Origin of the sequence: Bacteroides faecis (genome assembly GCF_020091505.1) — a bacterium.
GTDB classification, from domain to species: Bacteria; Bacteroidota; Bacteroidia; order Bacteroidales; family Bacteroidaceae; genus Bacteroides; species Bacteroides faecis.
In genome coordinates, this window is record NZ_CP081916.1 from 5699082 (window position 1) to 5724378 (window position 25297).

The 25297-nt window shown below is 43.2% G+C and carries 20 protein-coding genes; 8 read left to right on the plus strand and 12 right to left on the minus strand.

Annotated elements, in window-relative coordinates; all coding sequences use genetic code 11:
• Nucleotides 1-3: 3 nt before the first annotated feature.
• From hydG to K6V30_RS22620, 3 genes are all read left to right on the plus strand, one after another.
• Nucleotides 4-1422, plus strand: a complete 1419-nt coding sequence (gene hydG / locus K6V30_RS22610; protein WP_055270669.1) for a [FeFe] hydrogenase H-cluster radical SAM maturase HydG — start codon at nt 4-6, stop codon at nt 1420-1422.
• Between the two features lie 159 nt (nt 1423-1581).
• Entirely contained in the window at nt 1582-2799 is a 1218-nt protein-coding gene (gene hydF / locus K6V30_RS22615) for a [FeFe] hydrogenase H-cluster maturation GTPase HydF (RefSeq protein ID WP_055270671.1), read from the plus strand.
• An 88-nt stretch (nt 2800-2887) separates the two neighbouring features.
• Nucleotides 2888-5425: a S9 family peptidase gene (locus K6V30_RS22620; RefSeq protein WP_055270673.1), complete on the plus strand. Its 2538-nt coding sequence runs from the start codon at nt 2888-2890 to the stop codon at nt 5423-5425.
• A 64-nt stretch (nt 5426-5489) separates the two neighbouring features.
• Here K6V30_RS22620 and K6V30_RS22625 read toward each other — a convergent pair whose 3' ends face one another.
• Nucleotides 5490-6890, minus strand: a complete 1401-nt coding sequence (locus K6V30_RS22625; RefSeq protein ID WP_055270675.1) for a carboxylesterase family protein — start codon at nt 6888-6890, stop codon at nt 5490-5492.
• 183 nt (nt 6891-7073) lie between these two features.
• Between K6V30_RS22625 and K6V30_RS22630 the strand changes: the two genes are divergently transcribed.
• Nucleotides 7074-7646: a DNA-3-methyladenine glycosylase I gene (locus K6V30_RS22630; RefSeq protein WP_055270677.1), complete on the plus strand. Its 573-nt coding sequence runs from the start codon at nt 7074-7076 to the stop codon at nt 7644-7646.
• A gap of 135 nt (nt 7647-7781) precedes the next feature.
• Here the strand turns inward: K6V30_RS22630 and hisS are convergent, their stop codons facing one another.
• From hisS to K6V30_RS22670, 8 genes are all read right to left on the minus strand, one after another.
• The gene (gene hisS / locus K6V30_RS22635) at nt 7782-9143 is read right to left on the minus strand and encodes a histidine--tRNA ligase (protein WP_055270679.1); all 1362 of its coding nucleotides are present in this window, start codon (nt 9141-9143) and stop codon (nt 7782-7784) included.
• 185 nt (nt 9144-9328) lie between these two features.
• The gene (locus K6V30_RS22640) at nt 9329-10009 is read right to left on the minus strand and encodes a zinc metallopeptidase (protein WP_010539056.1); all 681 of its coding nucleotides are present in this window, start codon (nt 10007-10009) and stop codon (nt 9329-9331) included.
• A gap of 119 nt (nt 10010-10128) precedes the next feature.
• Complete coding sequence (locus tag K6V30_RS22645) at nt 10129-11445, minus strand: alpha-L-fucosidase (RefSeq protein WP_022302488.1); 1317 nt, start codon at nt 11443-11445, stop codon at nt 10129-10131.
• A 118-nt stretch (nt 11446-11563) separates the two neighbouring features.
• Nucleotides 11564-12835 carry an adenylosuccinate synthase gene (locus tag K6V30_RS22650; RefSeq protein ID WP_010539058.1) on the minus strand — a complete coding sequence of 424 codons (1272 nt, stop codon included), beginning with the start codon at nt 12833-12835 and terminating at the stop codon, nt 11564-11566.
• Nucleotides 12832-13320: a Fur family transcriptional regulator gene (locus tag K6V30_RS22655; protein WP_008767710.1), complete on the minus strand. Its 489-nt coding sequence runs from the start codon at nt 13318-13320 to the stop codon at nt 12832-12834. Before K6V30_RS22655 ends, K6V30_RS22650 begins: the two co-directional genes overlap by 4 nt.
• A 170-nt stretch (nt 13321-13490) precedes the next feature.
• The gene (locus K6V30_RS22660; RefSeq protein WP_010539059.1) at nt 13491-14159 is read right to left on the minus strand and encodes a DNA alkylation repair protein; all 669 of its coding nucleotides are present in this window, start codon (nt 14157-14159) and stop codon (nt 13491-13493) included.
• A gap of 8 nt (nt 14160-14167) precedes the next feature.
• Complete coding sequence (locus tag K6V30_RS22665; RefSeq protein ID WP_022302487.1) at nt 14168-16216, minus strand: dipeptidyl-peptidase 3 family protein; 2049 nt, start codon at nt 16214-16216, stop codon at nt 14168-14170.
• 94 nt (nt 16217-16310) lie between these two features.
• Nucleotides 16311-16775 (minus strand): helix-turn-helix domain-containing protein, encoded by a 465-nt coding sequence (locus K6V30_RS22670; RefSeq protein ID WP_010539061.1) that lies wholly within the window; start codon nt 16773-16775, stop codon nt 16311-16313.
• Nucleotides 16776-17044: 269 nt separating this feature from the next.
• Between K6V30_RS22670 and recQ the strand changes: the two genes are divergently transcribed.
• Nucleotides 17045-18850 (plus strand): DNA helicase RecQ, encoded by a 1806-nt coding sequence (gene recQ, locus K6V30_RS22675; RefSeq protein WP_022302486.1) that lies wholly within the window; start codon nt 17045-17047, stop codon nt 18848-18850.
• A gap of 179 nt (nt 18851-19029) precedes the next feature.
• On the opposite strand, the gene K6V30_RS22680 is transcribed toward recQ, so the two are convergent.
• The 3 genes from K6V30_RS22680 to cysK form a co-directional block, all read right to left on the minus strand.
• Nucleotides 19030-20118, minus strand: a complete 1089-nt coding sequence (locus K6V30_RS22680; protein WP_022302485.1) for an acyltransferase — start codon at nt 20116-20118, stop codon at nt 19030-19032.
• A 114-nt stretch (nt 20119-20232) separates the two neighbouring features.
• Nucleotides 20233-21051, minus strand: coding sequence for a tetratricopeptide repeat protein (locus K6V30_RS22685; protein ID WP_022302484.1), 819 nt, complete (start codon nt 21049-21051; stop codon nt 20233-20235).
• A 10-nt stretch (nt 21052-21061) separates the two neighbouring features.
• Nucleotides 21062-22012, minus strand: coding sequence for a cysteine synthase A (cysK, locus tag K6V30_RS22690; protein ID WP_010539065.1), 951 nt, complete (start codon nt 22010-22012; stop codon nt 21062-21064).
• 88 nt (nt 22013-22100) lie between these two features.
• Between cysK and K6V30_RS22695 the strand changes: the two genes are divergently transcribed.
• Genes K6V30_RS22695 through K6V30_RS22705 form a run of 3 tightly spaced genes read left to right on the plus strand, consistent with a single transcriptional unit; the run spans nt 22101 to nt 25296 of the window.
• Complete coding sequence (locus tag K6V30_RS22695) at nt 22101-23936, plus strand: LTA synthase family protein (RefSeq protein ID WP_029425673.1); 1836 nt, start codon at nt 22101-22103, stop codon at nt 23934-23936.
• Nucleotides 23937-23974: 38 nt separating this feature from the next.
• Nucleotides 23975-24658 carry a lipid A 4'-phosphatase gene (gene lpxF, locus K6V30_RS22700; protein ID WP_010539067.1) on the plus strand — a complete coding sequence of 228 codons (684 nt, stop codon included), beginning with the start codon at nt 23975-23977 and terminating at the stop codon, nt 24656-24658.
• Nucleotides 24659-24666: 8 nt separating this feature from the next.
• A complete protein-coding gene (locus K6V30_RS22705) occupies nt 24667-25296 on the plus strand; it encodes a class I SAM-dependent methyltransferase (protein WP_010539068.1) in 630 nt (209 codons plus the stop codon).
• Nucleotide 25297: the final 1 nt, after the last annotated feature.

Sequence of the window (25297 nt, forward strand, 5' to 3'; positions counted from 1 at the left end):
GAAATGTATAAAGTAGATTCATCCCAAGCAGAAGAATTCATTCATCATGAAGAAATTCTGGAAACTCTTGAATATGCACGGAATCACAAAGACAACCGCGCATTCATAGAACAGCTGATCGAAAAAGCCGCTCTTTGCAAAGGATTGACGCATCGCGAAGCAGCCACCCTGCTGGAATGTGACCAGCCTGACCTGATAGAACGAATCTTCCATCTCGCCAAAGAAATCAAACAGAAGTTTTACGGCAACCGCATTGTCATGTTCGCGCCACTCTACTTGTCAAATTATTGCGTGAACGGGTGTGTGTATTGCCCGTATCACGCAAAGAACAAAACAATCGCCCGCAAAAAACTGACACAGGAAGAAATTCGCAAAGAAGTAATCGCCTTGCAGGATATGGGGCATAAACGTCTGGCACTCGAAGCCGGAGAACATCCGACACTGAATTCACTGGAATATATACTGGAATCTATCCGGACCATTTATAGCATCAAACACAAGAATGGGGCTATCCGCCGGGTTAATGTGAATATCGCAGCCACTACCGTCGAAAACTATCGCCGGTTGAAAGATGCCGGTATCGGTACCTATATATTATTTCAGGAAACATATCACAAAGAGAACTACGAAGCCCTCCATCCCACCGGGCCCAAAAGCAACTACGCTTATCATACGGAAGCAATGGACCGTGCCATGGAAGGAGGAATCGATGACGTAGGAATGGGAGTACTTTTCGGATTGAACACTTACCGTTATGACTTCGTAGGATTGTTGATGCATGCAGAACATCTGGAAGCCCGTTTCGGTGTAGGTCCCCACACTATCAGTGTACCCCGTATCTGTTCAGCAGATGATATTGATGCGGGAGATTTTCCCAATGCAATTTCAGATGATATATTCAGCAAGATTGTAGCCGTCATCCGGATAGCAGTTCCTTATACCGGAATGATTATATCAACCAGAGAGTCACAAGAGTCCCGCGAAAAGGTTCTTGAACTCGGCATCTCACAGATCAGTGGCGGTTCCCGTACAAGTGTAGGCGGATATGCAGAGACAGAGCTTCCGGAAGACAACTCTTCACAATTTGATGTGAGCGATACCCGGACGCTGGACGAAGTGGTCAACTGGTTGCTCGAATCCGGACATATCCCCAGTTTCTGCACCGCCTGTTATCGGGAAGGACGGACCGGTGACCGGTTTATGTCTTTAGTCAAATCGGGCCAGATAGCCAACTGCTGCGGACCGAACGCATTAATGACTCTGAAAGAATACCTCGAAGATTATGCATCGGAAGATACCCGAATCAAAGGAATGAAGTTGATAGCTAAAGAGACCGACCGGATTCCGAACCCAAAAATCAGAGAAATAGCGATCCGAAATCTAAAAGAAATAGCGGAAGGGAAAAGAGATTTCAGATTTTAATTCATCATAAATTAGGCACGGATGACGGCGGATTACACAGTTCTTATTAATGTGTTAACGCAAAACAAAACCGTGTAATCCGCGTCATCCGTGCCTAAATAGTTATAAATATCTGATTCTCAATTTAAGTAGAAAACAACATTATTTATATCCACTTATATGCATAGCAGTTTTACCCCCAATGCCAGCCGACTCCATATCGCCCTCTTCGGAAAGCGCAATAGCGGGAAATCTTCCCTGATCAATGCGCTGACCGGGCAGGATACCGCTCTTGTTTCCGACACTCCCGGAACAACGACCGACCCCGTACAGAAAGCAATGGAAATTCACGGTATCGGTCCTTGCCTGTTCATAGACACTCCGGGATTCGACGATGAAGGCAAATTAGGAAACATGCGCATCGAACGTACATGGAGAGCCGTAGAAAAAACCGATATTGCCATTCTGCTTTGTGCAGGTGATGCCTCCATAGAAATACCCGAAGATGCGGATTTCACCGAAGAACTTCACTGGCTGGAACAACTCAAAGCAAAAAACATCCCGACTATTCTGCTTATCAACAAGGCAGATATACGAAAATCCCCCGCATCACTCGCTACCCGAATAAAAGAAACTTTTGGGAATCATCCTCTCTTGGTCAGTGCCAAAGAGAGGACAGGCATAGAACTGATACGCCAGGCGATTCTGGAAAAACTGCCGGAAGATTACGATCAGCAAAGTATCACAGGCAGATTGGTAACAGAAGGAGACCTCGTCTTACTGGTCATGCCACAAGATATTCAGGCTCCTAAAGGGAGACTGATTTTGCCACAAGTACAAACCATGCGGGAACTGCTCGACAAGAAATGCCTGATCATGAGCTGTACCACAGATAAATTATCAGAAACATTGCAAGCTCTCGCCCGCCCTCCTAAACTAATTATTACAGACTCACAAGTATTCAAAACAGTCTACGAGCAAAAACCGACAGAAAGCAGATTGACCTCTTTTTCTGTTCTTTTTGCTGGTTATAAAGGAGATATCGGATACTATGCAGAAAGCGCCTCAGCCATCGAAAGTCTGACAGAATCCTCCCGCATACTGATAGCCGAAGCTTGTACACATGCCCCTCTATCCGAAGATATCGGCAGAGTAAAGCTCCCACGCTTATTGCGAAAGCGGATTGGAGAAAAGTTACAAATAGACATCGTGGCAGGAACCGATTTTCCACAAGATCTCACTCCCTATTCTTTGGTTATCCATTGCGGTGCCTGTATGTTCAACCGCAAATATGTACTGAATCGTATCGAAAGAGCCAGGCAACAGAACGTACCGATGACAAATTACGGAGTGGCTATTGCTTTCCTCAACGGGATACTTAATCAAATAGAATATTAAAATAAAAAGGACATTTGGTTGCATGCTTCAAGCATTTGTCTTATATTAGTCACGCAATCAAATATTTATTAACTTTAGACATAGACAAATGAAAAAGAGAACTATGGCTTTAGCCATCTTTCTGGCAACCGGTGTTACTATTCAAGCACAAGACAGACTGACACAGTACAAAGTCCGGAATGCCATCAGCGTTCGTACCCCCATTATGAACGACAGCATCAATCCTAAAGGAGAAAAACACACCAAAAAGATGTTACTCCAAACCCCAGTCGTACTGCACTTGCCGGATACACCGATGCAGTCACTCACTACTGACACAGCAGGGTATCTAAGTTTTGAAAAAGCGGATAAAGACAACAAACTTTACCTGGTCAAGACGCAGATTCGTGCAGAGCGCTTCTTGAAAGGGAAGTTGAAAATCACCTCTCCCGTCCGCTGGGAAGTCTTTATTGACGGAGCCTCCAAACAAGTGAAGGATGCGGCAGAGGACAGTATCACTTCCGGATCATCACGCGACATAGCCCTTAGCCTGGAACCCGAACGGGATTACGAAATTATCATCAAACTGCTTTCTGCTGCCGATGACAAAGCCACTCCAACGCTGAAATGTGAATTGATCAAAGACGAGAAATTCAAAGACATTCCCTGCAACTTAGATCCGGAAGCACGAAAACGTTTTTCCCTTGACAATACAGTATATGGAAGCCGGGCCATCGCTGTTTCTGTCTCTCCCAGCGGAAAATATCTGTTGACCCGCTACTGGGACAACCACGCTGCCAAACGTTCACGTACCTATTGCGAACTGACAGAGCTAAAATCCGGTAAAGTACTCCTGACCAATCTCAGAGACGGTATGAGTTGGATGCCGAAAAGCGATAAACTATACTATACAGTAACCGCCCTGACCGGAAATGATGTAATCAGTCTCGATCCTGTCACACTCCGTGAAGAGACTATCCTACAGAGTATCCCCGAGCAGAGTTTCACCTGGTCGCCCAACGAAGATTTCCTGATTTACTATCCCCGTGAGGAAGGAGTAAAGGAGGATGGGCCTCTCCGTCGTATCGTTAGTCCGGCAGACCGTATTCCGAATACTCGCGGACGGAGTTTCTTAGCTAAATATAACCTGTCCGACGGAGTTTCCGAACGACTGACCTATGGTAACCACAGCACTTACCTGCAGGACATTTCGCCGGACGGAAAATACATGCTATATAGTACCTCTAAAGAAAATATCACTCAACGTCCGTTCTCTTTATCCTCACTCTATCAAGTAGATCTGGAAACATTGAAAGTCGATACTCTCTTCTACGAAGACCGTTTTCTGGGTGGTGCAGGCTATTCACCGGACGGAAAACAGTTACTGCTGACAGGCAGCCCCGAAGCCTTCGGCGGCATTGGAAAGAACTGTGGCAATCATCCTATTGCCAATGATTTCGATACCCAGGCTTTCATCATGGACCTCGCTACCCGTAAAATACAACCAATCACCAGAGATTTCACCCCCACTGTCAGCCCCTTGCAGTGGAACCGTGGAGATGGTTGCATCTACTTTAACACGGAAGATGAAGACTGCAAAAACATCTATCGTTATTCACCGAAAGACGGACGTTTTGAAAAGCTGAATCTAGAAACAGATGTCACCACTAACTTCGCTCTGTCCGAGTATAATCCGGGCATAGCCGCTTATATCGGTCAGTCGGATTACAATGCGGGAGCTGCCTACCTCTATGACATGAAGAAAAAAACGTCCCGCCTGCTGGCCGATCCGATGAAACCGATTCTGGATAAAATAGAATTGGGAAAAATAGAACCGTGGAACTTTACCGCTTCCGACGGAACTGTCATCACAGGTAAGATGTGTCTGCCTCCGAATTTCGATCCTAACAAGAAATATCCGATGATTGTATATTACTATGGCGGCACGTCCCCGACTACCCGCGGAATCAGTAATCCGTATTGCGCGCAATTATTCGCTTCACGTGATTATGTAGTATATGTCATCCAGCCTAGCGGGACAACCGGCTTCGGGCAGGAGTTCTCCGCCCGCCATGTCAATGCTTGGGGGAAACGTACAGCAGATGATATCATCGAAGGCACAAAGCAGTTCTGCAAGGAGCATCCGTTTGTGGACGATAAAAAAATCGGTTGTCTCGGTGCTTCCTATGGAGGCTTCATGACGCAGTATTTGCAGACACAGACCGATATTTTTGCCGCAGCCGTATCACACGCGGGCATCAGTGATGTAACCAGCTACTGGGGTGAAGGTTATTGGGGATATTCCTACAATGCTATCGCCGCCGCCGACAGTTATCCGTGGAAGGACCCGGAATTATTCACCAAGCAAGGCTCTCTGTTCAACGCCGACAAAATCAACACTCCATTGCTGTTGCTTCACGGTACGGTAGATACGAATGTACCTGTCGGCGAAAGTATCCAGCTTTTCAATGCGCTGAAAATACTTGGCAAGACGGTAGAACTTGTAACCGTAGACGGAGAGAATCACTTTATTTCCGATTACGACAAGCGAATCAAATGGCATAATTCTATTATGGCATGGTTTGCACGCTGGTTGCAGAATCAACCGGAATGGTGGAATGAAATGTATCCGGAACGCCACTTATAATAGAAAATTCGTGCAGCATCCTTTGCGTTCGCTGCACGAATTATTTTTTATCCTAAAACGCATTCTAATCCAATTCTACCTCTATGGACGCTGGATAAAGTCGTTGGGGATCAAAGAACGCAGCGCAGCTGTTGACTATGTTCTTCAAATCGGCTTTCATTTTTCCTTCGAACACCTTTTTGCCATTCACTGTCAAAGTCACCTTTTCATTTAAATCAACCAGTTTATCACAGAGATAAATGATAACTTTCCCCTTGTGTGCCTGCACATATTTCTTTGCAAACTTCATCTCTATTCCCCATCGGGGATCTTTCTCTATGACTTCATAAACAACCTCATTTACCTTCAAAGAAATATCATTTCCTGAAATATTCATCTCATAATAAGTACGAGACTTCCCTTCTTCATCGGATCTTTCCTTCACATACAAATTATAAAAGCCCGTCCGGTAAATTCCGTCCATTTCAAAGTTCTCCCAACTTACATATCTGGGATAAGGATTACGGACATATTGCTTTAGCCAAGGAGTTGTCGGACGATAATCAATGCTGTGTCCCATTCCGGGAATCAGTTCTATCTTATGAATAAAATGGCCAGGATGTTGATGTGCTAAACTATCAAATGCTTCCAACGCGTATCCGGTCAGTGTATTCCGATAAAATCCGGTATCTTTATCTCCTGTCCGCAAAGAAAAAGCGATGTTACTACAATTCTCTGCCGGAGCATTCTTCAAAGGTTCCCCGCCTGCCATCGGTCCCGCTGCAGCCCAATAATCAGCATAAAACGAAGCCAGACGCTGACTACCATATCCGCCTTCCGAAATTCCAAAGACATAAACTCTATTCGGATCAATCTCTCCCAAGAGCAATGCTTGCCTCAGCAATTTCTCCCAGGCAAACTGTTTAGCTTTCTGCCACCAACGATAGTAATCACCTTCATTCGGAATCTGTGGAATAAAGTAAACGGAAGGAGCATCATCAAAATTCCGGCAAATTTTCAACCCAGTACTCCATTCCCGCTCCTTAGGGCCCGAGCCATGCAGATAGAGAAATAATGGAAGTTCAGCTCCTGTTTCAACCGCTCCTTTCATTCCCCAATAATAGGGCATCACAGCATTTGGTTCCAAGTTTTCAGGAAGTTTCCAACAACCGGAAGAATTGGATAAAAGTGTATCCAAAGCTATTAATTTTTCTTCCTCAAAACTAGCATTTGCCTCTTTCCACAACTGCCATACGGCATCACGATACTGCTCCACTTCTGACAGTTTCAATGACTTTCCTGCATCAAAGGCGGTTGTTTTACCAGAAAGATAGTCAGAAAAGAACGTAACAATCTCTTTTCTGACTTGTGTCTTCACTGATTTCTTTGGATAGATCTTATTAAACTCGAATTCATGAGCTGTCGAAGAGGCAGTAGCGACAGCACAGATAATGCCTAAAAATAACGTGTTTCTAATCGTATTCATATAACTCTGGATTTTGTCGTTTTTCAAATATTTGCCAATGATTCAATGTTATATACAAAGATAGAAATTAATGCCCAGCTCTCCCTGCTTTTTCTGTTTAATCTAAAGTGAATATCTTTTGTTTTTGAATAGTATACTCATGATTTTTCCATATATTTGTAATATACTATAAATGTTATGCTTATGCAAGATATAATAAACGGACGCTGTGGTTGGTGCGGAACTGACGAGCTGTATGTGAAATACCATGATCAGGAGTGGGGAAAACTGGTAACCGACGACAAGACGCTGTTTGAGTTTCTTGTGCTGGAGAGTGCCCAAGCCGGATTGAGTTGGATAACCATTCTTAGAAAACGTGAGGGATATCGCAAAGCTTTTTGCGATTTCGACGCTGAACTTGTAGCACAAATGACCGACGAAGATGTTGAAAGGCTGATGCAGTTTGACGGTATTGTGAGAAACCGCCTGAAAATCAAATCTACAATCACCAATGCAAAGCAATTTCTCGCCATACAAAAAGAATTCGGTAGTTTTTATGACTACACACTTTCATTCTTTCCCGACAGAAAACCAATTATCAGTACCGTTCGTTCATTGAATGAGATTCCTGTATCATCTCCCGAATCCGATGCCATGAGCAAGGATATGAAAAAACGAGGATTTAAATTCTTCGGAACTACGATTTGCTATGCTCACTTGCAGGCTGCAGGATTTATCAACGATCATCTGGCAGACTGTATTTGTCGAAAAAGATAAATACAGATAAGTTTCTTATCCGGAGTAAACACGAAAGTCAATATTTAAGAACTGCCCCACAGAATCTTCACATTCCATGGAGGCAGTCCTTATATAAAATAAGAAAATCGCACACTTAGAGATTCTCCATCCAATCTATTTTATTTTTGCAATCAGTTCTTCCACCGAAACAAGATTCTGTTCGCCAGTCTCCATATTTTTCAGCATTGCTTTGCCTTCATTCATCTCGTTCTCTCCTACAATAGCAACGAACGGAATATTCTTCGCATTGGCATAGCTCATTTGCTTCTTCATCTTTGCAGCATCCGGGAAAATCTCAGCACGAATACCTGCCGCACGTACTTTTGCCAGCATATTCATAGAGAAAGCAGCTTCCTTCTCACCAAAGTTCACGAACAACAATTCTGTACCGTTTACAGCTTCTTTCGGATAAAGATCCAATTGATTCAAGACATCAAAAATCCGGTCTGCACCGAAAGAGATTCCGACACCCGACACTCCAGCCATACCGAATACTCCTGTCAGGTTGTCATAACGACCACCACCGGTGATACTACCGATCTGTACATCCAAAGCCTTCACTTCAAAGATGGCACCGGTATAATAATTCAATCCGCGAGCCAAAGTTAAATCAAGTTCAATTTCATTCTGTAAGCCCATTGTTTCTAACGTACCCAGAATAAATTCGCTTTCTTCCACTCCTTTCATACCTGTTTCGCTGGCTGCCAATACACTCTTTAAAGTAGCCAGTTTTTCAGCATTTGTTCCGCTCAACAGAATAATTGGCTGCAATTTGGCAATCGCCTCATCACTGATACCTTTCTCTTTCAGTTCCGTATTGACATTCTCCAAACCAATCTTATCCAGTTTATCAATAGCCACTGTGATATCTACGATTTTATCAGCTTCCCCGATGATTTCAGCGATACCGGAAAGAATCTTGCGATTATTAATCTTAATGCACACACGGATATTGAAACGGCTGAATACTGTATCGACAATCTGCATTAATTCTACCTCATTCAGCAAGGAATCACTACCGACTACATCGGCATCGCATTGATAGAACTCACGATAACGTCCTTTCTGCGGACGGTCTGCACGCCAAACCGGCTGTATCTGATAACGCTTGAACGGAAAAGTAATTTCATCACGATGCATTACCACGTAACGGGCAAAAGGCACCGTCAAGTCATAACGCAAACCTTTCTCACAGAATTTGCTTGCCAGCTTAACGGCATTACGACTCAATAACTCTTCATCCGTGATGCCTGAAAAGTAATCTCCGGAATTCTGAATCTTAAATAGAAGTTTATCACCCTCATCGCCATATTTCCCCATCAGTGTAGAAAGCATCTCCATCGATGGAGTCTCTATCTGCTGGAAACCATACAGATGATATACGTCACGAATCGTATTGAATATATAATTACGCTTCGCCATTTCTACCGGCGAAAAGTCACGAGTTCCTTTAGGAATACTTGGTTTTGCTGCCATGATATAATTACTGTTTAGTATTTTAATTGCGCAAATTTACTGCAAATTTCCGAGCAACGCTTGCATATATCCGAAAAAATCGTCAATATTGTAAAAAACGTGAATATACGTATTATGACTAAACAAGACGCCTCCACCGTCTTTGAAAACGATGGAGGCGCCCCAACAATTATTAAATTGGCTTCTTAGTCTCTTCTACCCATTGCAATCATAATATAATAAATCAATGTAGCCAACGAACCCAGTGCAGCTACTACATAGGTATATGCAGCAGAACGAAGAGCATCTTCGGCTTGTGTATGATTGTATGAATTTGTAATGCCGGATGAACTTAACCACACCAATGCACGTTTACTTGCATTGATTTCTACCGGCAAGGTGATAAAGCTGAACAAAGTGGTGGTAGCAAACAGAATGATACCAATCCACAACAATTGCGGAAACGTATTGAACAGTAAAATGCCACCCAACAACACCCAAGTCATGATAGAGGACGAAAAATTCACTACCGGAACCAAGGCACTACGCATTTTCAACGGAGCATACATGCGAGCATGCTGAACAGCGTGTCCACATTCGTGCGCTGCCACGGCAGCCGCCATGATACTATTACTTTCATATACACCTTCACTCAGATTCACTGTTTTGTTAGCAGGATTGTAGTGATCGGTCAACTGACCGGGTGTATGAGTTACTTGTACATCATAAATTCCATTGTCGTGCAGCATCTTCAGAGCTACGTCGCGTCCTGTCATACCGTTTCCTGTCGGAATTTTGGAATACTTCTTGAATTTGTTCTGCAAATTCATCTGTACCAACCAACTTGCTACGGCAATACCAATAAATAATACCCAGTAAGACATCATATACTTTTCATTTTAATTATTACTCTATATCTATATAAACAAATTGTTTGCCAAAAATAAAGGGAAACTACGTATGTAACGATAGTTTCCCTATGCTTTTATGAAGAATTAGCTAAAAATTAGTCAATTGTTAGTTCTACAACGTAATCAATATCTTTGGGTATCTCTGCAAATTCCAGCAACACACCTGCTTTATTTTTAGAAAAACGGACGGGAGTACCATTTTTAAATAGCACTGCCTTCTTGACTTTCTTGTCTGCCAAAGGCAAGAACAACGCCTTATCCTGCAAATTCAAAATGTGTACATATAGTCTGTTCCCCTTCTGCGTCGTCACTCCCCAATCGTGTGGAGCGACTACACCGCCACGGGTTCCATATATCGTTTCACCGTATTGCTTCATCCACTCTCCCACTTCTTTCAACCGTTGTACGGCTACCTCCGGAAGTTCTCCGTCGGGTTGAGGACCGATATTCATCAGTAAGTTCGCATTCTTTCCTGCCGCTTTCACCAAATAATGAATCAGTGTCTTCGTCGATTTATAATTCTGATCTGTAATCTTATATCCCCACATGCCATTCATCGTTTCACATGTTTCCAAAGGCAGATGGCTAACACTTTGTCCGGAAAGTCCTGCTGTATTTTCTCCAGGCAGATCACGCTCAAATATCTGAATATCTTCACCGGAAAAGGGAGTCTGATGATGATTGTTTCCTATCAGGCAACCTGGCTGTAATCTATGTATCAGGGCATATTGTTCCGGCAATTCCCAATTAAAGTCGGGATTTCCATCCTGGTCCCACCAACCGTCAAACCAAATTGCTCCTATCGGACCATACTTAGTCAGCAACTCCGTCAGCTGATTATTCATGAATTGATAATAACTTTTCCAGTCTCCTTTCGGATTCGAACGTCCCGTTCCCCGTCCTGTACGTCCCCAGGGATAATCTTCCCGCGTCCAGTCAAGGTGAGAATAGTAGAAATGAAGTTTGATTCCCTGTTTGCTGCAAGCAGCTGCCAATTCCTTTATAATATCCCGTTTAAAAGGAGTTGCCTTTACAATGTTGAAATCCGAATACTTGGTATCGAACATGGAGAAACCATCATGATGGCGGGAAGTCAGACAAATATATTTGGCTCCCGATGCCTTGATGGCAGCCACCCACTTATCTGCATCAAATTTGGATGGATAAAAGCCACCTGCCAGTTTGGCATATTCCTTATAATTCAGATTATTGTTTGTCATAGTCCACTCACCGGTGGCAAGCATGGCATACAATCCCCAATGAAGAAAAATTCCGAACTTATTATCCTGAAATTCTTCACGGGCTTTGAGATTTTCTTCACTAGGTTGGTAGGAAGGCTGTGCATAGAGCTGAGAAGATACTCCCAGACTCATACCTATTAACAATAGGAAAGAGATGAAATGTGTTTTCATAATGCGTTATAGTTAATATTGGGGGTAAAGAAAAAAAAGCGGAGTAATTTCCATTTCTCCGCCTCTCTCATTAAGTTATAGAACAAAGTTATTCTTCTATTCGACAGAATAACATTTCTTATTCTTCAGTATACCGTTCGATAGTCTGCGCTCTGTCCGGTCCAACAGATACAATCTTGATTTCCACACCAAGTTGTTCTTCAAGGAAAGTCAGATAAGCGTTGAATTCCTCGGGGAATTCGTCTTCACTCTGCATCTTTGTCATATCTGTCTTCCAGCCCGGCAGCTCTGCATATACAGGCTCTACACCTTCATTGATGTCGTATGGGAAATAATCTATCTCTTCGCCATCTATTTTATAAGCTACACAAGCTTTGATCGTATCGAATGTATCGAGTACATCGCTTTTCATCATGATCAACTTGGTAACACCATTTATCATTACAGAATACTTCAAAGCTACCAGATCAATCCATCCGCAACGACGTTTACGTCCTGTTACTGAACCAAATTCATGTCCCAGTGTGCACATATTGTCACCAGTTTCGTCGAACAGTTCTGTCGGGAACGGACCGGCACCTACACGAGTACAGTATGCTTTGAAAATACCAAACACTTCACCGATACGGTTCGGAGCTACTCCTAAGCCGGTACATGCGCCTGCACAAACCGTATTGGAAGAAGTTACGAACGGATACGAACCGAAATCAATATCAAGCATAGTTCCCTGAGCACCTTCGCAGAGAACGCTCTTGCCATCTTTCAGATAGTTGTTTACTTCATGTTCACTGTCCACAAAATGGAATTGCTTCAGATATTCGATACCTTCCATCCATGCTTTTTCGAGTTCAGTGAGATCATATTCATAGTTCAGACTCTTCAGAATTTGTTCGTGACGAGCTTTTGCCGCACCATATTTCTGATCGAAGTTATGAAGAATATCACCTACACGAACACCATTACGGCTTACTTTATCCGTATAAGTAGGACCGATACCTTTACCGGTAGTTCCTACTTTCGCATCTCCTTTAGCTGCTTCGTAAGCGGCATCCAGAATACGGTGCGTCGGAAGAATGAGATGAGCTTTCTTAGAAATGTGCAAACGCTCTTTCAATGGGTGTCCCGATGCTTCGAGTGCCTCAGCTTCCGCTTTGAACAATGCCGGATCGAGCACTACACCATTACCGATAATATTTACCTTATCTCCCTGAAAAATACCGGAAGGAATAGAACGAAGTACATACTTCTGTCCTTCGAACTCAAGTGTATGACCGGCATTCGGACCGCCCTGGAAACGAGCGACCACATCGTACTTAGGTGTTAATACGTCGACTACTTTTCCTTTACCTTCGTCGCCCCATTGTAATCCTAATAGAACATCTACTTTCATTTTTCTTTTTTATTGTTGTTACTGACTTTTTTCCGTTTATTAGCTCTGTCACACTTGCTGCACAATCCATATATATATAAGGAGTAATGCGAAAGTTGAAAGCGGCTTAATTTTGTATTTTCGATGGCATGCTGTAATTCCTCGTTCTGAAACTCGGTCACTTTGCCGCATTGAGTACATATCTGATGATGATGTGTCTCGCGATTGTATGATTTTTCGTATTGGGAGGAAGTACCGAACTGATGCTTGATGATCAGCCGTGCGTTGATAAGCAGAATAATAGTATTATAAAGAGTTGCCCGACTTACCCGGAAATTCTCCTGATCCATCATTCTGGAATAGAGCATATCGATGTCGAAATGGCCGTCGATGGAATAGATAGTTTCGAGTATGGCGTAACGTTCGGGAGTCTTTCGATGCCCGTTCGCTGTGAGATATTCTGTGAATATCTGTCTTACCGTATCTTTCACATTTTGAGTTTCCATCATCAGCACAAAATTAGCGCGAACAAAGTTAAGCCTTTTTTGTGGAAAGCAAAAGAATTTCTGAGAAATAAGTAACAGGTAATAAGTATTAGGTATGAACCGTAGTTACTTAAAATTCCATTCGGCAGATGATGCCCACATGACAATACCTAATACTTAATATTTATTACTTAATACTTATCATTAGCTTCTTCTCTCACCATATTATAGAGCATCTGCTCCGTTTCCACTGTAGAATCCGCCATCCCATCAACCAGCCGGCATACACGGAAAGCATGCTCTTCGTTATGTTGCATATACTTACGGATAACCAGCATAGCTGCATTCCGCACATGATAACTTTCAGAATGAACGGCACAGAATGCCTGGTCAAGCAACTCACCGGAAGCTCTTTCCGTCATATCCCCCTTTTTCATCAAAAGACGGGCTGCCGTCAGGAAACCGCAGGTTTGCACATATTCCTGTTCATCAGCCATCCAATGAAAAGATTTAGCAGGGGCATACGGCAGATGCTGAAAAAGATTCATACAGGTCAGCTCCGCTATCTCTATGTTACGGATGCTTTCTACCCAGATATCGGCAATCTCGGGATAAAATGTATCGATAGGCTGTAACATTCCCGCCATGATTTTACACTCGCGAATGTCCTCTTTCCACAATGCCTGCGCCAGGCCGTGATTCTTTTCGTAACCTTCGGCAATCATCTTTATGCGAGGAAGTTCAACTCCGAAATTGAGTTTGTATACCAACCCCTTTTCACGCATACTTTGGGACACAGCCCCGTTCATAGAGAGACGGAGCTGTGTTTTAATATCTTTCAGTTGTTCTTTTATATCCATTTTCAATATTAGTTATTTACGGAAGGCAACGGAGAATAATCTTTGCTGTAACGCAACATTTGCTCTACGTAGTCTTCGTCATAAGACACGGTAACATCAGTGATATTTCCATCCTTGTCAGTCACCAGTTCATATACCGGATTTATAAACCCTTTATAAGGAGCCAGATTCAGCTTTTTATAACGCTCCAACACTTCGGCATGCAAAGTCGGATCAACTTTCACCGCATAATTTTCGACCAATGTACGGGCTCCTTCAAAATCACCTGTTGACTTGATTCGCTGAATTTCAGCCAGCAGTTCACCGAACAGTTCACGTACTTTCTCGTAATCATTGACTACTACATAAGTTTTTCCGTCCTTCTTCACCATTTCGACCACTTTGTCGGGAGCACCTTTTTCAAATACCCAACGGGCAATCAGCTGGCGATTGCGCATGTGAGCCTCCTCTATATTGTTTCCCGGCTCAATGCGTACGAGTTGAGTCATCAGACCATTCATCAGGAATGTATAATACTCCGCTTTATATGCTTCAGCATCGGGAACAAGTTTCAATTCCACCAGCTTCGGATCAGCTACATAATACAGTCCGAACAAGTCAGCACGTGCTTCTTCGATTGTAGAGCCATAAGCTTTCAATGCATCAGGATCTACCCCTGGAAGAAGCTTGCCGGAACCGTGTCCGAGACATTCATGTAAGTCGGTATGAAGTTCACCTGTCAGATCACCATATTGATCGATTCGCTGTCTTTCTTCATCATTGTAAACGAATTCTTCATTAAAACCATTTCCGTGAGCCGCCTTATTATAAGCATCTGTGATGTTACCAATCGTTACAGACTTAGAACCATGATGGGCGCGAATCCAGTTAGCGTTCGGAAGATTGATACCGATGGCAGTTGCAGGATATAAGTCGCCGGCAAGAATAGCTGCGGTGATCACCTTAGCAGATACTCCTTTTACTTTCTCCTTTTTGAAAGATTTATCGACCGGAGAATGATCTTCGAACCATTGCGCATTGCTGCTGATGATCTCCGTACGGTGGGTAGCTTCCAAATCCTTGAAGTTAACCAATGATTCCCAACTGGCTTTCACTCCCAGCGGATCACCATAACTTTCTGTAAAGCCATTCACAAAATCGATTCTGGAATCAAGATCTTTCACCCAAAGAATAGCATATTCATCGAAGTCCTTCAGACTGCCTGTTTCATAAAATTGAATCAGTTTGCCAATCACTGCCTTCTGCGCATCATTTTCAGCTACCGATTCCGCTTTCTTCAACCAGTATACGATCTTTTCAATCGCCTGAGTATAAAGTCCGCCTACTTTCCATACTTTTTCCTGTATTTTTCCATCCTCTTTGACCAGACGGCTGTTCAGTCCGTATGAAACCGGAGTTTCATCTTTCGGATCTTTCATTGCTCCGTAGAAGCTTTCCGCCTCCTGCTGAGTAACTCCGTCATAATAATTGCAGGCCGAAGTCAACACCAGGTCTTCACCATCCGCCTGATTTACACGTTTCGACATGATAGCCGGATCAAACATTACCGGGAAAAGCTCGTCACAGAGTTGTTCAGCAGTCTGTCCTTCCGCCAGCGGAAGTAATTGGGCATCCATTCCGAGTACAGCCTTCTTCAGGAAGTCCTGCGAGAAATCAGGCACAAACTTTTCCATACCATAATGATGATGAATGCCATTGGAGAACCATACCCGTTTGAGGTACACTTCCATATTTTTAAAGTCGGAAGTCGATTTGTCACCCTGATAATGGGTGTAAACAGCTTCGAGCATCCGACGGATTCTCAAGTTATACTTTCCATTCTGATCAAACAGGATGTCACGTCCTTCCAGGGCAGCCTGAGTCAGATAATAAACCAATTCTTTCTGTTTCAGTGTCAAAGTCTCGAATTCGGGGACCTTGTACCGCAATATTTGTAAGTCTGCAAATTGTTCCACTGTATAATCAAATTTATCTGCTTCAGCAGTTGTTGTTTTGGCTCCACCACAGGATACAAGGATCGTAGCGGTTACGGCCATCGAAATAAAATGTTTTTTCATAATTACTGATATTGATTAATTAAATAAGAAAAGGAATTATCTCCGAACTTTTCATTCAGAGGTAATTCCTTTTGGTCAGTATCGGAAAACGCAATTACTTCTTACTATCAGCGTGTTTCTTGCGATATCCGTTAGGAGTTTCACCTACATTCTTGTAAAATGCAGCGTAAAAAGATTGACGATTTGCAAAGCCAACCATTGCGCTGATTTCTTCTACATTCTTGTCGGCATAACGCTTATCTGTCAACAAATGCAGAGCGTCTTTTACTCTGTATTCATTCAACAAACAAGAATAGTTCATACCAAAACGAGAATTCACTACTGCAGAAAGGTAACGAGTGTTCGTTTTCAATTCTTTAGCTAAATCCTTAGCTGAATAATCAGGATCTTTGTACTTCTTCTGAACAACTACAATGTTCAGAATCTTGTCATACAACTCGTCTGCCAGTTCCGGTCTGATTAATGACCGATATGCAGCCTTCTTTTCTTTCTTTTCCCTCAAATTGTAGGGACGTTTCTTTGGAGCTTCCTCCGCTTTTTTGTTCTCTAAATCACTCATTGAATTAACTGGTTAGGGTTTGTTTATTTGTTATTAATTGCTCATTTGCAACGTTACATGTTACAAATGTCTTACTTTTTTTTTAAACACACAATTATTTTGTGCATTTTTTTTCTAATAAAACAATCAAAAACCTTGAAAAAGAGGAATTAAGGGTGAATAATAAGAAACTTTAACTCTTGAAGCATTAAAATCAAAACAGAAATCGAGACATGATAAAGATTGCTAAAGAAAAGCGTACCTTTGCCACAAAGTTTAAATAAATGTTGATGAAAGAAACTCTAAAAACATATTTCGGTTATGACAGCTTCCGCCCGTTGCAGGAAGAGATCATCCGTCACGTACTGAATAAGCAAGATGCACTGGTATTGATGCCCACCGGCGGAGGCAAATCGATCTGTTACCAACTGCCCGCATTGCTCTCCGAAGGAACGACTGTAGTAGTTTCTCCGCTTATTTCCCTGATGAAAGATCAGGTAGAAACATTGCAAGCCAATGGTATCGCGGCAGGAGCACTCAACAGCAGCAATGACGAAACCGAAAACGCCAATCTCCGTCGTGCCTGCGTTGAAGGCCGCCTGAAACTGCTTTATATCTCACCGGAAAAGTTGATAGCGGAAAAAGACTATCTGTTGCGGGATATGAGCATTTCACTCTTTGCCATTGACGAAGCGCACTGTATTTCCCAATGGGGCCATGACTTCCGACCGGAATATACACAAATGGGAATGCTCCATCAGCAATTTCCTCAGATACCGATTATCGCATTAACGGCAACAGCGGATAAAATAACCCGCGAGGATATTATCCGACAGTTGCATCTGGTTCAACCCCGGACGTTTATTTCTTCTTTTGACCGTCCCAACATCAGCCTGGACGTGAAACGCGGTTTTCAGGCAAAAGAGAAAAATAAAGCGATTCTGGAATTTATCCATCGCCACAGAGAAGAAAGCGGAATCATCTACTGCATGAGCCGCAATAAAACGGAAACCGTAGCACAGATGCTGCAAAAACAAGGAATCCGATGCGGTGTTTATCATGCCGGACTGTCTTCTCAACATCGGGACGAAACTCAGAACGATTTCATCAACGACCGCATTCAGGTAGTATGTGCTACGATTGCCTTTGGTATGGGAATCGATAAATCGAATGTCCGTTGGGTCATCCATTACAACCTTCCTAAAAGTATTGAAAGTTTTTATCAGGAAATCGGGCGTGCAGGGCGTGATGGCTTGTCAAGTGATACAGTATTGTTCTATTCATTGGGGGACTTGATACTGTTAACTAAATTCGCCACAGAAAGCAGCCAGCAGACCATCAACCTGGAAAAACTGCAACGTATGCAACAATATGCTGAAGCAGATATCTGCCGCAGAAGAATTCTGCTAAGCTATTTTGGAGAAACCTCAACAGAAGATTGCGGAAACTGTGATGTCTGTAAAAATCCGCCACAACGGTTTGACGGTACGGTGATTGTACAAAAAGCGTTAAGTGCCATTGCCCGGGCGAATCAACAAATAAGTACGGGTACATTAATAGATATTCTTCGTGGAAGTTATTCGGCAGAAGTGACGGCAAAAGGATATCAGGAATTAAAAACATTTGGTGCAGGAAGAGACATACCACCTCGTGACTGGCAGGATTATTTACTCCAAATGTTACAACTGGGCTATTTTGAAATAGCCTACAATGAGAACAACCATCTCAAAATTACTCAAAGCGGAAGTGACATTCTTTTTGGAAAAGCAAAAGCGACACTCGCTGTGATTCACCGGGAAGAAATCGCGACAGGAAAAGGGAAAAAGAAGAAGGTAGTCATTGCCAAAGAACTTCCTTTCGGCATCCCCGGTGGAGAAAACGAAGATTTATTCGAAGCATTAAGGGCATTGCGGAAACAAATAGCAGATCAGGACGGACTTCCTGCATACATCGTCTTGTCTGATAAAGTGCTGCATCTGCTTAGTATTTCTCGCCCGACTACCATCGAAGAATTCGGAGAAATCAATGGTATCGGAGAGTTTAAGAAGAAGAAATACGGAAAAGAGTTCGTGAACCTGATCCGACAGTTTGTATAGTAATCCGGTGCTAATTTATCGACTTCGTAAAAAACGCTCGATATAAAAAAGACATATTATTACGTCGTTATGAAATAAAATCAGGCACAGAATTACACGGATGAACAGGGTTTTAGTAGTCTATCCAATCTCCTAAAACCGTGAAATCTGTGTAATCCGTGCCTAAAAAAATCAGTTATTTATCCTATTATCCATTTACTTCCCGGTATAAACGAGATAAGTTTCGTAGTCACATAACAGCAGATAAATGTACTTACTGCAATGCATGGTATCGCGGCAACAGTAGGTAATTCCAGAGTACTCTTGAACACCGTCGCCCACAATCCGAGCCAGAATATGTGCATAAGATACATACCATAGCTGAGTTTCGACATGTCAGTTACAAGCCGTGGAGCTTCCGCACGGTTTATGCATGTGAAAAGCAAGAATGTACCGGCAGTTAAAAGTACGCAGTTGATTGTACAGAAGGCCCATCCTATCTCTATCACAGGTGTAGAAAGAGTTTCTCCGGGTATAGCCTGTATATAGAATGAGTAAATTGTCAATGCAGCTCCGACAACCATCAAAACAAGTCCTACGATAAAACGTCTGGAGCGGTCCCAAGTTAGATGTACACGTATATAATGTGCCAGTACAAGATATCCAAGGAAACCTGAGAAGTACCATAACATGTGGTATTCATTCCAGAAACATTGTCCCCACACTTCACCAAACCAGCGGTTAAAGTACGGCATACATGTTGATAACAGGAACAGTCCAATGAAGAAACGTTCTTCTTTCGCCGTGGCTTTACTCAGCCATGGAGATATAATAGGTATAAACAGGTAAAGACTGATCAGAGGATACATGAACCAAAAGTGTCCGGCAAGCGTCGGAAAATTCAGGAGTATCCGAGACAAGTCCTTTAATGATGTTTCTCCATCTAGCTGTCCCCACAACATTGGCAGGGTAGAATATAATATCATAAATATGAAAAACGGCGGCAGGATATGAGTGAAGCGGCGGCGATAAAATTGCCATGAGGTCTGCCCCTCTTTCATCGGTACCAGCAAATAGGCAGAGACAATCATGAACAGTGGTACTGCCATACGTGAAAAGCCGTCGTACACGGCCACCCACAAACGGTCTGCCTCATTAGCTAAATAAGACTGCGGTCCTGCCATATCGGTAGATCCGGCAGCACCGTAAAAGTTTTCACTGGCGTGGACCACCATAACAAGGAAACATGCGAACACGCGCACGTAATCTAAAAAAACGATACGTTTCATTTTCTGTTTGAGTATTAGTTAGTAGTAAAAATGTTTTTAGTTTTGTCTTTTCTATGCGGAACATGTATTCATAGCGGAAATACTGCACTTAGTTTCCGTATACTGTCTGAAGTTCTACTTACATTGTTTTAGCTGCTCGTGCAAATCAGCAGGAGGTATGCCCAGCGAAATAGCTTTTTCAAAATCCGTTTTAGCCAATGCTTTCTTTTTCTGTGTCAGATAAATATTGCCACGCAGCAGATAGGCATCCGCCGAAGACGGCTTCAGGCGAATCGCTTCTTCCAGGTCAACGAGAGCCAAATCTTCATGCTTCATTTCACGTTCTACATCAGCACGGGCAATATAGAGAGTCGCATCTTCGGGAGTCGCCGCAATCATCTTATTAAGGATTTCGAGCGCTTCCTTGAACTTCCCTTCTTTCTGTTCCAGGGTAGCCAGACCCAGCCGCCCGCTATAATTCTGCGGATCAAGCTCCAACAGGCGATTATAATCGATTCGTGCCGCAGGATAATCCCTCCGGAGCACATAGATATATGCCCGCATCAACAGCGCTTCTTTATTTTGCTTGTCTTCGTCAAGTACCAGGCAATAATCGGTATAGGCACGATCCGTATTTCCCATTTCCAGATTGATCGCAGCACGATCCAGCAAGATAGGCACTGCCAATGGAGCAAAGTTCAATGCAAAGGAATAAGATTCGAGTGCCTTATCATATTCCCCCATACGGCGCTGTACCAACCCCAGATTGGAGAAAAGCATGGCATTCTTCGCATTCTTCGGTTCCAGTTTCAAAGCCTGAAGCAAAAGCTCTTCCGCTTTGTGGAGACTGTCCATCTCGATATATTCAATCGCCTTTTCTGATAATTGCTGATAGGTTTGCGCACATAAGGCAACTGGAAAGCTAAACAATAAAATTAAAATAATTCTTATCATGGTTTAAGTATTAATCCAAAGGATAGGCATCAAAAGCGAACAATTCCGTCGACAGATAGCGTTCTCCCGTATCAGGTAACAACGCAACAATTCTTTTGTTCTTGAATTCCGAACGCTGTGCCAACTGACGGGCTGCATAAACAGCCGCTCCCGAAGAGATTCCGGCAAGCAACCCTTCTATAGCAGCCAGCTCCCGTCCGGCACGAATAGCTTCATCATCGGGCACACCGATTACTTCATCCACTACAGAAGCATCATAAAGTCCGGGAATAAAATTCGCTCCGATTCCCTGTATACGATGGGGAGCAGCCTGCCCTCCCGCCAATATGGGAGACGACGCAGGTTCTACCGCAACAATATATACATTCGGATTATGTTTTTTTAAAGCACGTGCTACACCGCAAATCGTCCCTCCGGTTCCTACTCCGGCAACGAACACTGCCACTTCGCCATCTGTGTCCCGCCAGATTTCTTCTCCCGTTGTCCGCTCATGGACAGCAGCATTCGAAGGATTTTCAAACTGTTGCAGAATGACCGAACCGGGAATACTATCCCGCAACTCCTGCGCCTTGGCAATAGAAGCTGCCATACCTCCCAGTCCATCCGTCAACACAATCTGCGCACCCAGTGCTTTCAACAGATTTCTCCGTTCCAGACTCATCGTTTCGGGCATAGTCAATATCAGATGATATCCTTTAATGGTCGCTACCATTGCCAGTCCAACTCCTGTATTTCCACTGGTCGGTTCAATGATTGTAGCACCGGGCTTCAGTGCTCCACGGGCTTCCGCATCTTCAATCATGGAAAGAGCGACTCTGTCTTTCACGCTTCCCGCCGGATTAAACGCCTCCAGTTTAGCAATAATATTCTGTTCAAGACCATACTTTCCACTATAACCGGAAAGTTCCATTAGAGGTGTATTACCCACTAAATCTGTTAATTTATTCGCAATTTTTGCCATCATTCACCTCGTTTTATCAGGTTGATGCGCAAAGATACAGAAAAGAATTGTACCTTTGTCTCCGTTCATTATTTTTAAGTTTATAGATATGAAAAAGAGAATACTGCAATTTCTCACGACTTATTTTTTGTTCGTTCTTCTGTTTGTCCTTCAAAAACCTATTTTCATGGTTTACTACCATGAACTTTATACAGACGCCTCCATCGGCGATTATTTCAACGTTATGTGGCACGGCTTGCCTCTGGATTTCTCACTGGCAGGATATCTGACTGCTATTCCGGGCTTCCTGCTTATCGCTTCCGCCTGGACGAAATCTTCCATATTACGCCGTATCCGGCAAGGTTATTTCGGAATCATCTCTTTTGTGATGTCCTGTATCTTCATTGTCGATCTGGGCTTGTACGGCTTCTGGGGATTCCGGCTGGATGCTACTCCGATCTTCTATTTCTTCTCCTCCCCGAAGGATGCGATGGCGAGCGTCAGTTTCTGGTTTATATTACTCGGTGTACTGGCTATGCTGATTTACGCAGCCATTCTCTACGGTATTTTCTACACCGTACTTATTCGGGAGAAAACACCACTGAAAATACCTTATCAACGGCAATATGTATCCCTCGTTCTTTTGTTGCTGACAGCTGCGCTTTTCATTCCCATCCGCGGTGGTTTTTCCGTGTCAACCATGAATCTGAGTAAAGTATATTATAGTCAGAATCAGCGAATGAATCATGCTGCCATCAATCCGGCATTCAGTTTTATGTATTCCGCTACCCATCAAAACAATTTCGATAAGCAATATCGGTTCATGGACCCGAAAGTTGCGGATGATCTGTTTGCAGAAATGCTGGATAAACCTGTTACTGCAACAGACAGTATCCCACAAATTCTGAATACTCAGCGCCCGAATATTATCTTTATCATCCTCGAAAGTTTTTCTACACACCTGATGGAAACGATGGGAGGACAACCAAATGTGGCAGTGAATATGGATAAATTCGGAAAAGAAGGAGTGTTATTCACTAATTTCTATGCAAACAGTTTCCGCACAGATCGCGGACTGGCCTCTATTATCAGTGGTTATCCCGGTCAGCCAAGTACCAGTATTATGAAGTATCCTGAAAAGACAGACGGGCTCCCTTCCATTCCACGCAGTCTGAAAGATGCCGGATACAGTCTGGAATACTACTACGGAGGAGATGCAGACTTCACTAACATGCGTTCCTATCTGGTTTCATCGGGCATTGAGAAGATTATTTCAGAGACAGATTTTCCTTTGTCCGAACGCCCGGGCAAATGGGGAGCACCGGACCACGCACTCTTCCAACGTTTTATGAAAGACCTGAAAGAAGAGAAACAACAGGAACCCTTCTTCAAAATTATACAGACATCAAGCAGTCATGAGCCCTTTGAAGTTCCCTTCTACCGGTTGGATGACAAAGTCCTGAATGCTTTCGCCTACGCAGACAGTTGTGTAGGAGATTTTGTGAAACAGTATAAGGCGACTCCTATGTGGAAAAATACGCTGATTGTACTTGTACCGGATCATTTGGGTGCCTACCCCCGTCCGGTAGAAAATCCGCTGGAGGGACATACAATTCCGCTCATACTTATCGGAGGAGCTGTGAAGGAACCACGAGTCGTAGAGACCTATGCTTCACAGATTGACATCGCTGCTACTCTACTTTCTCAGCTGGGATTACCGCATGATGACTTTACCTTCAGTAAGAATATCTTCAATCCGGCTTCTCCCCACTTCGGGTATTTCACAGAACCGACCCTGTTCGGCATGGTGACTGCGGAAAATCAATTAGTGTACAATCTGGATGCCAATACCGTTCAGATAGACGAAGGAACTGAGAAAGGAGCGAATCTGGAAAAAGGAAAAGCCTTCCTTCAGAAGCTATATGATGACTTGGCTAAACGATAAGATCAAACAAATCCCTTTTCAATAATACGATTTATTTTATGATAGAATTTCTTTCAGATATAGACACCCAACTGCTTTTATTCTTCAACGGAATACATTCGCCTTTCTGGGATTACTTCATGAGTGCATTCACAGGTAAAGTTATATGGGTACCGATGTATGCCAGTATTTTATATATACTGCTCAAGAATTTTCATTGGAAAGTGGCATTGTGCTATGTGATAGCAATCGCCCTCACTATCACGTTTGCCGATCAGATGTGCAATAGTTTTCTTCGTCCGTTGGTAGGTCGCCTGCGTCCCTCCAATCCGGAAAATCCAATAGCGGATTTGGTCTATATCGTGAATGGAAGACAAGGAGGAGGATTCGGTTTCCCTTCCTGTCATGCTGCCAATTCTTTCGGACTTGCCATATTTCTGATTTGCCTGTTCCGTAAACGCTGGTTAAGCATATTTATCGTGCTTTGGGCATTTACCAACTCTTACACACGCCTGTATCTGGGATTGCATTATCCCGGTGATTTAGTAGCAGGAGCCATTATCGGTGGATTCGGAGGTTGGCTGTTCTACTTTATCGCCCACAAGTTAACGGCACGACTTCAGTCAGATACTCCTACTCCTGCTCTTGAAAAGGGTACCGGCATGAAACAAACGGAAGTTATGATCTATACCGGATTGCTGACTTTAGCAGGCATTATCATCTACTCCATCGTGCAAAGTTAGTTTATAACATGGGTAAAAAAAATATCATCCATAAGTTATTCAACAATCTCAAAAAACCGAAAGGCTTTTGGGGAAGAGTCATTCTCCGGGAAATGAACAAACGGCACACTTTGCTTTCCGAATGGGGAATGTCAAATATAGCATGGAATAAGGAATGGAATGTGCTCGACATTGGTTGCGGTGGCGGAGCCAATCTTACACAGTTGATGCGTCGCTGTCCGCAAGGAAAAGCATACGGCATTGACATTTCACCGGAAAGTGTCCTTTTCGCACAGAAGAAAAACAAGAAATATCTTTCCACCCGCTGTTTTATAGAACAAGGCACGGTAGACACACTGCCTTATACCGATGAAATGTTCGACGTGGTCACTGCCTTCGAGACGGTTTACTTTTGGAACGATCTTCCGAAAGCATTCACCGAAGTAACACGGGTATTAAAGCGGAACGGACATTTCCTGATTTGCTGCGAACTGAATAACCCGTCAGTCAAAACTTGGACAAATCTGATTGACGGGATGATTATTCGTTCTTGTGATGAATTGAAATCCATACTCTTGCAGTCCGGCTTTGTCTCCATTGCTTCATATAAGCATGAAAAAGGGCCTTTGTGCATAGTAGCCCGGAGAATAACTGAGTAAT